The organism is Actinoplanes sp. NPDC049802 (assembly GCF_040656595.1).
In the GTDB taxonomy this organism is placed as follows: domain Bacteria; phylum Actinomycetota; class Actinomycetes; order Mycobacteriales; family Micromonosporaceae; genus Actinoplanes.
This window is the reverse complement of record NZ_JBFAMR010000023.1, coordinates 21,594-33,601: the sequence shown is the minus strand read 5'-3', so window position 1 is coordinate 33,601 and position 12,008 is coordinate 21,594. Positions and strand designations below refer to the sequence as shown.

The window sequence follows — 12,008 nt, the reverse complement described above, 5'->3', positions numbered from 1 at the left end:
CCTCGGGTGATCAGCTGGTCAGCCAGGCCCGCGCGTTCTTCAGGGGAATCGCGAAGAAGGTCGCGTTGCCCCATCGCAGCGTCTGTCCGGGCTTGTCGAGTGGCTCGATCACCCACGCGTTGATGATGCGCTGACCGTCGATGTTGGCGCTGTCGCCCCCGCGGCCGTCAGCGAACTCGATGGCGCGTAGCCATCCGACGCCGTCCTGGTCACCCCGCTGGCCCGCGGAGAACTCGACGACGAGGTCACCGACGCGAGGCCGCTTCATCCGTTCACGCAGCTCGGCGGTCAGGAAGGGCATGTTGGGTGCCAGGGTGGCGCACCACAGCTCGTTGGCGAGCACGGCGATCAGTTGAGTCTTGCTTGGTAGCACGTCGAAATCATTTCATGTTGTCTCCGGGCTCTTGAAGGCACTCGGCCGGCCGCCTCCGCCCGCCGGGCGGAAAGGGCTGAGGCGGCACGGACCGGGCGATCAGGAGGGCCGGCCGGAGGGCTCTGGCGCGGACGTGCCGGCCGCCTCACGATCGTTGACCACGACGCCCCCGAGATGCTTCTCGACCAGGTCGGCCCGGACGGTGTCGGTGCGGGTGTCCTTCTCCGTGATGGCGCTGCCGTCCGCGTTCGCGACGACGCCGTACACCAGGTAGTGCCCGCGAACCTCCCACGCCAGGTTCGCGGCGGCCCGGCTGACGATGTCCGAGGAGCCGCCCGCGACCAGACCACCGAAGCGCCCCGTGCCCGCGTCCACGGCCTCCTTGATCGCGGCGGCCGCCTTCTCCGTCTTGGTGCGGCTCTCGAGGTTGAAGACGCCGGCCGTGATGACGAGGGCGCTGTCGGGGGATGCCAGCGTCGCGCGTACCACCTGGGTGCAGCCCGCCGTCGCCAGCGCCTCCGCGACGGCACCGCTGGCCGCGGTGTCGCATTTCGCGGACTCCTGCGTTTTGAGGACCTTGTACGGTCCGCCGGCGCCGTCCACGGTCCCGGCCGGGAAGATCTGGTCGATGGTCAGCGGGGCGGGGTCGGCGTTGCGGTCCTCGATCCGGCGTTCCTGCTCGGTGAGCGGCTGTTCGGCGGAGTTCCGCAAGTAGTACCAGCCGCCACCCGCGCCGGCCACCAGCGCCAGAAGGAGCAGCAGGACGAGCGGCTTGCGCGAGCGGCGCCCGGTCTCCGGCTCCGGTCCGTGCCTCTCGGGTTCCCGCGGCGCCGTGCCGCTGTTCCCTCCGGGCCCTTCCGGAAAGCCGGCGCCCCGGGTCGGCGTGCCCCACTGATCCACGTCGCCGGCCGGGCGCCGGCCGGGCACGCCGTAGCCGCCCGGTGGGATCTGTGGTGCGGGGGAGACCGGCGGGCGTGGCTGATCGCCGGGCCGGATGTCGGTTCGCGGGCGGGGGATGTCGCCGTGCCGGGAGGCGTCGGAACCGGGTGGCGCGGTCCGTTGCCCCCACGGCTCGCCCGGACCACGCGTGGCGTCGCGCCTGCCGTAGTCGTAGGTCATCGCACACACCGTAGTGAAGGGGACAGGAGATGCACAGGCGAGATTGGAACATTCTTCGCCGATGTCTTCCAGCCCGGGGCACCCACGGACTCGGATGTACAGAGAGTGAGATAAGGGGCCTTTGCCTCATGGTGCTACTCACTGTGACGACAAAACCGGCGAATGGGTCAATATTTTAAGCCTCCTTAAAAAACCACTGTGAAGTCGGTCCGGCGGGGGAGCGCTCCGGCGCAACCGCTGTGTAACGTGTGCCCGCTGCCACGGGCAGATCAACCTCTGTAGAAAGCTAGGTTCACGTGAGTACCCACCTCGGTTTGTTCGAAGTGCTCCTCACTGCGGTTGGCATCGTGACGACCTTCGCGTTATCTGTGCGCCTGTTCTGGCGGCGCGGGATGAAGCCGTGACGAAGGCCGCCAAGACCGCGAAGTGGACCCCGGGACGCGCCCTTCCCGCAGTGGTTCTCATGGTCGGGGCCTCATCGCTGTGGCTCTTCCACCATCTGACTCGGTTCAAGAACTTCGACACCGACGTGTCCGCGTACGAGGTGGTCTACGCCTTCGCGTTCGTGGTGTTCTTCCTGCAGCTGATGCTCGCGACCTTCGATCGTCCCAAGCGGGTCACCGCGGAACAGACCGTCGAACTCGCGAAGCTCAGGGTGGTGGCGGTCGTCCCGCTCTACAACGAGGACGTCGATGCCGTCATCGCGACGATCCGTGGCCTGCTCGCGCAGACGCGCCCGCTGGACGCGATCTTCGTCCGTGACGACGGCTCGAACAAGGTGGACTACCTGCCCACCGAGCTCTGGGCGATCGAGGCCGCGAACGAGGCGAACATCCCCCTCGTGTGGGTCCGCGACCAGAACCGGGGCAAGCGGGCGACCCACGTGGCGGCCTCCCTGCGCTTCGGCGGCTGGGCGGACGCCTACCTCACGATCGACTCCGACTCGGTGCTGTCCCCGGACGCGCTCGAAAACCTGCTGAAACCCCTGATCGACCCCAAGGTCATGTCGGTCGCCGGCGTGTTCTTCACCTACAACCTCAGGGGCCCGATCGCCCGCGCGGTGGACCTGATCTGCACGGCGTCCCAGCTGACCGACCGGTCCGCCACGTCCGCCCTGGGGTCAGTGCTCGTCAACTCGGGCGGGATCTCGCTGTACCGCGCCCGGGTGATCGACGAAAGCCGGCACGGCTATGCCAACGAGGAGTTCTTCGGGCGCCGCGTCGAGTTCTCCGACGACTCCTACCTGACGCTGCAGGCCCTGATCCGGGGCAAGACCGTCCAGCAGGCGAACGCCTTCGCGTTCTGCGTCATGCCGGAACGACTCGGCAACCACCGCCGGCAGTTCCTGCGCTGGCTGCGTGGCTCGTTCATCCGCTCCTTCTGGCGGTTCAAGTACCTGCCGCTGGGGCGGATCGCCTACTGGCTGCACGCCGTGAAGTGGGTGCAGACCGTCGCCTCGACCATCATCGTCGTCTCGCTCTTCGTGGTGAAGCCGGTGGCCGACATCATCGCCTGGGTGCGGGGTGCGGGAACCGACGCCCTGATCGCGGACGGCGAGATGCTCCTGCTGACGCTCGCGATGCTGATCGTCTTCGGCTACGTCCAGCTCCTGAGGATCTTCACCGTCCGGCGGTCCGATCAGTCGAGGCCGGCACAGTTCGCCTGGTTCCTTCTCCTCGGCCCGGTCGCGACCGTCTGGCAGTGGTCGGTGCTGCGGGTGTGGAGGATCTGGGCCATCGCGTCCTGCATGCGATTCAAGTGGGGTACCCGTCAGCAGATCGAGGTCTCGATCGGAGGTGACCATGAAACGGTGCTTGCTAGTGCTGCCGCTGCTGCTACTGGCTGGATGCGTGACGAAACCAGAGTCTTCTTTCCAGGGCCGGCAGAGCGCGCTCGGATCGAGCGCTACCGCTCAACCCGCTAGCGCGATCCACGCCACCGTCGACATGCTCAAGGAGGACAAACCCGTATTCGGTGTCACGTCTGACAAGCCGGCCGCGGCCGAGTCCGACGAGATCGCGGAAAAGACCGGATGCCGGCCGAAATGGCGGGGCGTCTACGCCTCCATCGGCGCTCCCTTCGAGCTGTCCAGGCTGACCGACGCGGCGGGCACTCCATTCCTCACCGTGCAGCCGAAAGAGATCGGCACCAAGGTGGAACAGGAAGAATGGTCGCTGGCTTCGGTCGCCGCGGGAAAGCAGGACGAGAGGCTGCGTGCCGTCGCGAAAACCATCACGGAATACGGTGACCTGGTCGTTGTCCGGTACGCGCCGGAGATGAACGGGGACTGGTCACCGTGGGCGGCCGGCGTCAACGGCAACACCCCGGCACAGTACGTGAAGGCCTGGCGGCACGCCGTGACCGTGTTCCGGGAGGCCGGAGCGACGAACGTCCTGTGGCTCTGGGCACCGAACATCGCCCGCGGCGCGACGGTGAAGGGCATCTCCCAGTTCTGGCCCGGCAGCGATTGGGTCGACCTGGTGGGCTTCACCGGTTACGGGGTCGGCAGCGCGTACTACGGCGTCGAGACCAAGGCGAGTCAGACCTTCGACCCGACCATGAAGCTTCTCGCTCGCTACAAGAAGCCGGTCGTTCTCGCCGAGACCGGATCCAACGGATCGGGCAAGGTCGAATGGATCAACAGTCTGGGTCCTTGGTTGCTTGAGAATCCGGAAGTCCTTGGTCTGATATGGACGCAGGCGCCGCCGCCGCATTCCAGTGCGGACTGGCGTTTCGACGAGACGTCCAGCAGCACGAAGGCTTTCAAGAAGTCTCTCGTGCCGTATCTGACGTGTCTCTCCGACCGGTAGGACGATCGGCGTCGCCAATGATCCGTGGAAGGCTCTCCGCGGATTTGCAATTCGGTTCGGCATGTTCGCCGGAACCGCCTTCATTCGGCTGGCCCTGCAGATGCTCGGTCTAGCAGTCACTCAGTAAAGAGGAGCAATCGTGGCTGTCGACGTAGTCATTATCGGGCTCGGATACGTCGGGCTTCCGCTGGCCCGCGAGGCGACGGCGGCAGGCATGTCCGTTATCGGCTTCGACGTGAACAAGGCGTTGGTGGACTCGCTCAACGCCGGCCGGTCGCATATCGACGACCTCTCCGACGAGGACATCGTCGAGATGACGAACCGCGGCTTCCGGGCCACGACCGACGAACGCGAGATCGCCACGGCCGACGCGGCCGTCATCTGCGTCCCGACGCCGCTGTTCGAGGAGGGCGGCCCGGACCTCGGCGCCGTCCAGGCGGCCACCAAGGCCGTGGCGCGCAACCTGCACCCGGGAATGCTCGTCGTCCTGGAGTCGACGACCTACCCCGGCACCACCGACGAGCTGGTACGCCCGCTGCTGGAGGCCGGCGGTCTCGTCGCCGGTGAGGACTTCCACCTCGCCTTCTCGCCGGAGCGCATCGATCCGGGCAACCAGGAGTTCGGTCCCGGCAACACCCCCAAGGTCGTCGGCGGCCACACCCCGGCCTGCACGGAGGCCGCCGCAGCCCTGTACGGACGTTTCGTCCAGACCGTGGTGCGGACCAAGGGCACCCGCGAGGCCGAGACCGCCAAGCTTCTCGAGAACACCTACCGGCACGTCAACATCGCGCTCGTCAACGAGATGGCGAAGTTCTGCCACCGGCTCGGGATCGACCTGTGGGACGTCATCAACGCCGCATCCAGCAAGCCGTTCGGATTCCAGGCGTTCTACCCCGGCCCGGGTGTGGGCGGTCACTGCATCCCCATCGACCCCAACTACCTGAGCCACAACGTGCGCGTACGGCTCGGCTACCCGTTCCGGTTCGTCGAGCTCGCGCAGGAGATCAACGCGACGATGCCGGCGTACGTCGCACGGCGGGCCCAGAACATCCTCAACGAGGCCGGCCTGGCGACGAGTGGCGCGAACATCCTGCTGCTGGGTGTGACCTACAAGGCGAACATCGCCGACGAGCGGGAGTCCCCGGCCGTCCCGCTCGCTCGCGACCTGAGGAACCTCGGAGCGAAGATCAGCTACCACGACCCGTACGTGGCGGAGTGGCGCCCGGACCTCGACGCCCTGCGGGTCGACGACCTGGAGAGCGCGGTGGCCGCGGCCGACCTCGTGATCCTGGTGCAGAGCCACCGCGACTACGACGCGGACCGGCTCGCCTCGATGGCGAAGCGCTTCTTCGACACCCGCGGGGTCACGAGCACCGATGACGCGCAACGTCTCTGACGAGACGGGGCCGCGCATCCCGGCAACAGGAGGCGCGGCCGGCTGATCGGTTCGTGAACTGACGTCGGCCTGGAGAACGGTGTGCGCATCGCCGCTGATCCGTTCTTCAGGCCGCTCGCCGAACCGGCCGGGCGTACGAAAGAAAGTGAAGTAAGCCGCGCGGAATCCACCCACCGTGTGGGCGGAGCCCGCGGTCGGGCTTCACGCCGGAAAGCACAATGGGCACCGGTTCGCGTTTCTCCGCGAACCGGTGCCCGATTACTTTGTGCCCCCGGCAGGATTCGAACCTGCGCTTTCGCCTCCGGAGGGCGACGCTCTATCCCCTGAGCTACGGGGGCTCAGTGAGGAAGAGCCTAGCAGGACCTTGGAGAGCCCGGCCAACCGGTATCGCCCGGAAACGCGCGAGCCGCCGGCGTGATGCCGGCGGCTCGTCGATAAGCGCAGGTCAGGAGGCGGTTTCGAGCCGCTTCTGAAGATTCTGCATGTCGGTCAGGTCGCGCTGCTGGCTGTTGATGGACAGTTGCGCCGACTCGACGACCTCGGGCTCGTCGCTGAGCTCCACCACCTCCTGGGCCATGTGGATGCCGCCCAGGTGGTGGTCGATCATCAGCTTGATGAAGAGGCGGTCCTCCTCGATGCCGGTGGCCTCGCGGAGCTGCTTCAGCTCCTCGGGGGTGGCCATGCCGGGCATCAGGCCGTCTTCGACGCTCTCCGCCCCGCCCGGCATCCACGCCATGGCGGGCTGCGAGCCGGTCGGCTGGAGGTTCCACTCGCGGAGCCAGGCCTGGAACATGCCGATCTGACCCTGCTGGGTGAGAGCGATGTCACGGGCCATCATCCGGACCTCGGCGTCGGTCGCCCGGGTGTACGCGATCATGCCCATCTCCACCGCCTGCGAGTGGTGGGTGGACATGTCGCGGGCGAAGCCGGCCTCCGGTGAGCCGTCGGCCGGCAGGGTCTCGCCCCGGGGGATAAGGAAGCCGATGGCCACCCCCAGGAGCAGGCCCACGACCAGCGCGGCGGGTAGCCACCAGCCGGGGCGGCGCTTCTCCTCGGACAAGGTCAGCTCTGCGGGACGGAGCCGGTGGCGGACACTCCGCCGTCACAGGCGGCGGTCGGGCCCTCGATGGAGGCGTTGATGCGCAGCGACTGGATGAACTCGTCGATCCGCTGGTCGTCCACCGAGTCGACCTTCAGCTGGTAGCCCCACGCCTGGAGGGCGACGTTGGTACTCAGGCCGGGCACCGGGCTCAGCATGAGCTTCTCCTTGCCCTCGACCCGGTCGACGAGCTTCTCCACCTGGTCGGCGGGGAGGCCCTGTTTGTAGGTCACCCAGACGGTGCCGTGCTCCAGGCTGTGCACGGCGTGCTCGTTCGCGATCGGCTCGGAGTAGACGACGCCGTTGCAGTTCTGCCAGCTCGGGTTGTGCTCCCCGGCGACCGGCGGTTGCTGCTCGTACGACAGCTTGCCGTTCTTGTGCTGGCTGCCCTTCACGAGATCCGGGTCGGACTCGCGGTAGTTGATGATGCCGGCGATCGCCGCTGCCCGCTCGGCCCACGGCACGGACTGCTTCTTCTCCTGCTGGAGCGAGGCGACGACGCCCCAGCCGATGATGGCGACCGCGATCAGGACGACCGCGCCGGCGACCGCGATCGGGCCCCAGTTGCGCCCGCCGGCCACCTTCACCGGCGTAACCGGCTTACGGCCCTTTCCGGCGGGCCGGTTGCCCCCTGGCCGGCTCGGCCCGGTCTTGCCAGACTTGCCGGAAGGCGGCTTGCCCTGACCGGTGGTCTTGCCGACCTTTACGGTGGACGGGACCCGTTCGGGACCCGGCGTGCTCATGCTCATCGTGCCTCGTCGATTCGTCAGAATGGGGCGGGGCGGGGCGCGGGTGGCCGCCGAACGCCGAAGTCTACCCCCGATAGCATGGTTGAGTGACTCCCGCCAACCTTGCTGACACCGTTCTCTCAGCCGCTCGTGCCGTTTTCGAGACGCGTGGACTCGACGTCGGAGCGCTGCCCGACACGACATCGGTGGAGCGGCCGCGTAACCCCGAGCACGGCGACTACGCCTCGACGCTCGCCCTCCAGCTGGGCAAGAAGGTCGGGGTCGCCCCGCGTGAGCTGGCCTCGGCGCTGGCCGAGGAGCTGGGCCGCCGGGACGGCATCAAGTCGGTGGAGATCGCGGGTCCCGGTTTTCTGAACATCCGGCTCGACGCCGCCGCGGCCGGTGTGCTGGCCCGCGACATCGTGCTCGCCGGTTCCGCCTACGGGCGGACCGAGCGGCTCGCCGGGGAGCGCGTCAACCTGGAGTTCGTGTCGGCCAACCCGACCGGGCCGGTGCACATCGGCGGGGTTCGCTGGGCCGCCGTCGGCGACGCCCTCTCCCGGGTGCTGCGCACCGCCGGCGCGGACGTCGGCACGGAGTACTACTTCAACGACGCCGGCGCGCAGATCGACCGGTTCGCCCGCTCTCTGCTGGCCGCCGCGAAGGGTGAGCCCGCCCCGGAGGACGGCTACGGCGGCGCCTACATCGCCGAGATCGCGGCCGATGTGGTCGAGGCCGAGCCGGACGTGCTGTCCCAGGAGCCGGAGGCCGCGCAGGAGACGTTCCGGCGGGTCGGCGTCGAGCTGATGTTCGCCGAGATCAAGAAGACGCTGGCCGAGTTCGGCGTGCACTTCGACACCTACTTCAACGAGAAGGACCTGCACGACCGCGGTGAGCTCCAGGAGGCCCTGGACCGGCTGCGTGAGCAGGGGCGCGTGTTCGAACAGGACGGGGCCACCTGGCTGCGCACCACCGACTTCGGTGACGACAAGGACCGGGTGCTGCGCAAGTCCGACGGCGACTGGACGTATTTCGCCGCCGACTGCGCCTACTACCTGGACAAGCGCAAGCGGGGCTTCGACCGGATCGTGATCATGCTGGGCGCCGACCATCACGGCTACATCGGCCGGATGAAGGCGATGTCCGCGTGCTTCGGCGACGACCCGGAGAAGAATCTGGAGATCCTGATCGGCCAGATGGTCAACCTGGTCCGCGACGGTGAGCCGGTGCGGATGAGCAAGCGTGCCGGGACCGTGGTCACCCTGGAGGACTTCGTCGAGGCGCTCGGCGTGGACGCCACCCGGTACGCGCTGGCCCGCTACTCCTCGGACTCCCCGATCGACATCGACATCGACCTGTGGACCCGGGCGACCAGGGACAACCCGGTCTACTACGTGCAGTACGTGGCGGCCCGGACCTGGAACGTCGCGGTCAACGCGAACGACAAGGGCGTCACCCGGGGCACGCCGGAGGACTTCAAACCGGAGCTGCTCAGCCACGAGAAGGAGAACGATCTCCTCAAGGCGCTCAACGAGTACCCCGATGTGGTGGCCCGGGCCGCCGAGCAGCGGGCGCCGCACCACGTGGCCCGTTACCTCGAGGAGGTCGCGGGGGCGTACCACCGGTTCTACGACAAGTGCCTGGTGAGCCCCAAGGGCGACGACCCGATCACGGAGACTCACCGGGCCCGGCTGTGGCTCAACGACGCCACTCGTACGGTGATCGCGAACGGTTTGGCCCTCCTCGGGGTCTCCGCTCCGGAGAGGATGTAAGGCATGCGCGCACACGAGGCCGGGGCCCTGCACGGTGACCTCGGCAGCCGCGGGCCGGCCTGGCTGCGTACCCCGGAGGACGTGAACGCCCTCGTGCCGCAACTGTGGCCGCGGACCGTGAGCCGCACCGGGGCCGGGTCTCTGCAGATCGGCGGGGTGGACGTCCAGGATCTGGCGGCCGACTACGGCACGCCGGCCTATCTGCTGGACGAGGAGGATCTGCGGGCCCGCTGCCGGGACTTCGTGGCCGCCTTCGCCGAGGCCGACGTCTACTACGCCGGCAAGTCGTTCCTCTGCAAGGCCGTGGTGCGGATCGTCGAGGAGGAGGGGCTCTTCCTCGACGTCTGTTCCGGCGGCGAGCTGGCGGTGGCGCTGGCGGCCGGTTTCCCGGCGGAGCGGATCGGTTTCCACGGCAACAACAAGTCGGAGAGCGAGCTGCGCCGGGCCCTGGAGGCCGGGGTGGGCCGGATCATCGTCGACTCGTTCCACGAGATCGCCCGCCTGACCGCGCTCGCCGGCGAGCTGAACAAACGGCCCGGCGTGCTGCTGCGGGTGACCGTCGGCGTCGAGGCGCACACTCACGAGTTCATCGCGACCGCGCACGAGGACCAGAAGTTCGGTTTCTCGCTGGCCGGCGGGGCGGCGTTCGCGGCCGCCGCGCAGATCCTCGACGAGGGCGTGCTCGACCTGCGCGGCCTGCACTCGCACATCGGCTCGCAGATCTTCGACACGAGCGGGTTCGAGGTGGCCGCCCGGCGGATCCTGGAGCTGCAGGCGCAGATCCGGGACGCGCGCGGGGTGGAGCTGCCGGAGCTGGATCTGGGCGGCGGGTTCGGCATCGCCTACACCACCCAGGACGATCCCTCGACTCCGGGCGATCTGGCCAAGCGGATCAACAAGATCGTCGAGTCGGAGTGCGAGCTGGCGTCGCTGCGCAAGCCGCATCTGTCGATCGAGCCGGGCCGGGCCGTCGTGGGCCCGGCGGTCCTCACGTTGTACGAGGTGGGCACGGTCAAGGACGTCGACGGCATCCGCACCTACGTGAGCGTCGACGGCGGCATGAGCGACAACATCCGGACCGCCCTCTACGACGCCTCCTACTCGGCGACGCTCGCGAACCGCAGCAGCGCCGGCGCCCCCATGTTGGCCCGAGTGGTGGGAAAACATTGTGAGTCCGGGGACATCGTCGTGAAGGATGAATTCCTGCCCGCCGACGTGCAGCCCGGAGATCTTATCGCGGTCCCCGGGACCGGCGCCTACTGCCGGAGTATGGCCAGCAACTACAACCACGTTCCTCGTCCACCCGTGGTGGCGGTGCGCGACGGCGCGGCCCGCGTCATCGTGCGGCGGGAGACCGAGGACGACCTGCTTGCATTGGATGTTGGATGAGCCCCGCCAAATCGGTCCGCCTCGCCCTGCTGGGGTGCGGCATCGTCGGTTCCGAGGTGGTCCGTCTGCTGCACGAGCAGCGGGAGGACCTGACCGCCCGGATCGGCGCCCCTCTGGAAATCGCCGGCATCGCGGTGCGGCGTCCCGGCCGTGAGCGCGGCGACCTCCCGGTCGACCCGTCGCTGTTCACGACCGACGCTCTCGGCCTGATCAAGCGTGACGACGTGGACGTGGTGATCGAGGTCGTCGGCGGCATCGAGCCGGCCCGCACCTGGCTGGTCGAGGCGCTGAGGGCCGGCAAGAGCGTCATCACGGCCAACAAGGCGCTGCTCGCCGAGGACGGCGGCGCGCTGCACGACGCCGCCGCCGAGGGCGGCGCCGATCTCTACTACGAGGCGTCGGTGGCCGGCGCGATCCCGCTGCTGCGCCCGCTGCGCGAGTCGCTGCACGGGGACCGCGTGACCGCGGTCACCGGCATCGTGAACGGCACGACCAACTTCATCCTCTCCTCCATGGCCACGACCGGCGCGGGCTTCAACGAGGCCCTCGAGGAAGCCACCGAGCTGGGGTACGCGGAGGCCGACCCCACCGCGGACGTCGAGGGTTTCGACGCCGCCGCGAAGGCCGCCATCCTCGCCTCCCTGGCGTTCCACACCCGGGTCACCGCGGCCGACGTGTTCCGTGAGGGCATGACCGCGGTGACCGCCGGCGACATGGCCAGCGCCAAGGAGATGGGCTGCACCATCAAGCTGCTGTGCATCGCGCAGCGGGGCCCCGATTCGGTCTCCGTCCGGGTGCACCCGGCGATGATCCCGCTCAGCCACCCGCTGGCCGGGGTGGGCGACGCCTTCAACGCGGTGTTCGTGGAGACCGAGGCGGCCGGCCCGCTGATGTTCTACGGGCGGGGCGCCGGTGGCCGGCCGACCGCCAGCGCGGTCCTCGGCGACATCGTGGCGGCGGCCCGCAACCGGCTGACCGGTGCCCGGGCCCCGAGCGAGAGCAATTACGCCCAGTTGCGGGTCCGCCCGATCGGCGAGTCGCTGACCCGCTACCACATCAGCCTGGACGTGGCCGAGAAGCCGGGCGTCCTGGCCAGCGTGGCCGGGGTGTTCGCGCAGCACGAGGTGTCCATCGCGACGGTCCGTCAGTCCGGCCGCGCGGACGACGCGAAGCTGGTCATCGTCACGCACAGCGCGCCGGACGCGGCTCTCGCCGCCACGGTGGAGTCGCTGTCCCGGCTGGACATCGTCCGTTCGATCGCCAGCGTGCTGCGGGTCGAGGGCGGGGCCGGCTGATGGTGCGACCGGACAACGTCGGGGCCG

10 protein-coding genes and 1 tRNA gene are annotated in these 12,008 nt (G+C 68.7%); 6 read left to right on the top strand and 5 right to left on the bottom strand.

Going from position 1 to position 12,008, the window contains the following annotated elements:
* Positions 1–10 precede the first annotated feature (10 nt).
* Positions 11–373: a hypothetical protein gene (locus AB0I88_RS17940; protein ID WP_361025038.1), complete on the bottom strand. Its 363-nt coding sequence runs from the start codon at positions 371–373 to the stop codon at positions 11–13.
* 99 nt (positions 374–472) lie between these two features.
* On the bottom strand, positions 473–1,492 hold the full coding sequence (locus AB0I88_RS17935; RefSeq protein WP_361025036.1) for a hypothetical protein: 1,020 nt from the start codon (positions 1,490–1,492) through the stop codon (positions 473–475).
* A 400-nt stretch (positions 1,493–1,892) separates the two neighbouring features.
* Between AB0I88_RS17935 and AB0I88_RS17930 the strand changes: the two genes are divergently transcribed.
* From AB0I88_RS17930 to AB0I88_RS17920, 3 genes are all read left to right on the top strand, one after another.
* Entirely contained in the window at positions 1,893–3,416 is a 1,524-nt protein-coding gene (locus AB0I88_RS17930) for a glycosyltransferase (protein WP_361025034.1), read from the top strand.
* A 22-nt stretch (positions 3,417–3,438) separates the two neighbouring features.
* Entirely contained in the window at positions 3,439–4,302 is an 864-nt protein-coding gene (locus tag AB0I88_RS17925) for a glycosyl hydrolase (protein WP_361025031.1), read from the top strand.
* 139 nt (positions 4,303–4,441) lie between these two features.
* Complete coding sequence (locus AB0I88_RS17920) at positions 4,442–5,698, top strand: nucleotide sugar dehydrogenase (protein WP_361025028.1); 1,257 nt, start codon at positions 4,442–4,444, stop codon at positions 5,696–5,698.
* A 266-nt stretch (positions 5,699–5,964) separates the two neighbouring features.
* Here AB0I88_RS17920 and AB0I88_RS17915 read toward each other — a convergent pair.
* From AB0I88_RS17915 to AB0I88_RS17905, 3 genes are all read right to left on the bottom strand, one after another.
* A tRNA-Arg gene (locus AB0I88_RS17915) sits at positions 5,965–6,036 on the bottom strand.
* A gap of 107 nt (positions 6,037–6,143) precedes the next feature.
* A complete protein-coding gene (locus AB0I88_RS17910) occupies positions 6,144–6,758 on the bottom strand; it encodes a DUF305 domain-containing protein (protein WP_361025025.1) in 615 nt (204 codons plus the stop codon).
* A 2-nt stretch (positions 6,759–6,760) separates the two neighbouring features.
* Positions 6,761–7,546 carry a DUF3105 domain-containing protein gene (locus tag AB0I88_RS17905; protein ID WP_361025022.1) on the bottom strand — a complete coding sequence of 262 codons (786 nt, stop codon included), beginning with the start codon at positions 7,544–7,546 and terminating at the stop codon, positions 6,761–6,763.
* Positions 7,547–7,632: 86 nt separating this feature from the next.
* Here AB0I88_RS17905 and argS point away from each other — a divergent pair, with 86 nt between their 5' ends.
* The 3 genes from argS to AB0I88_RS17890 are packed head-to-tail and all read left to right on the top strand — an operon-like array spanning position 7,633 to position 11,981.
* Positions 7,633–9,297: an arginine--tRNA ligase gene (gene argS, locus AB0I88_RS17900; protein ID WP_361025020.1), complete on the top strand. Its 1,665-nt coding sequence runs from the start codon at positions 7,633–7,635 to the stop codon at positions 9,295–9,297.
* A 3-nt stretch (positions 9,298–9,300) separates the two neighbouring features.
* Complete coding sequence (gene lysA / locus AB0I88_RS17895; protein ID WP_361025017.1) at positions 9,301–10,686, top strand: diaminopimelate decarboxylase; 1,386 nt, start codon at positions 9,301–9,303, stop codon at positions 10,684–10,686.
* Positions 10,683–11,981: a homoserine dehydrogenase gene (locus AB0I88_RS17890; RefSeq protein ID WP_361025014.1), complete on the top strand. Its 1,299-nt coding sequence runs from the start codon at positions 10,683–10,685 to the stop codon at positions 11,979–11,981. The genes lysA and AB0I88_RS17890 overlap by 4 nt, the downstream gene beginning before the upstream one ends.
* Positions 11,982–12,008: the final 27 nt, after the last annotated feature.

Excerpts from the sequence above, each read along its gene's own strand:
- AB0I88_RS17935 (WP_361025036.1), bottom strand. The coding sequence starts at position 1,492 with ATGACCTACGACTACGGCAGGCGCGACGCCACGCGTGGTCCGGGCGAG.
- AB0I88_RS17925 (WP_361025031.1), top strand. The coding sequence starts at position 3,439 with ATGCTCAAGGAGGACAAACCCGTATTCGGTGTCACGTCTGACAAGCCG.
- AB0I88_RS17905 (WP_361025022.1), bottom strand. The coding sequence starts at position 7,546 with ATGAGCATGAGCACGCCGGGTCCCGAACGGGTCCCGTCCACCGTAAAG.
- lysA (WP_361025017.1), top strand. The coding sequence starts at position 9,301 with ATGCGCGCACACGAGGCCGGGGCCCTGCACGGTGACCTCGGCAGCCGC.
- AB0I88_RS17890 (WP_361025014.1), top strand. The coding sequence starts at position 10,683 with ATGAGCCCCGCCAAATCGGTCCGCCTCGCCCTGCTGGGGTGCGGCATC.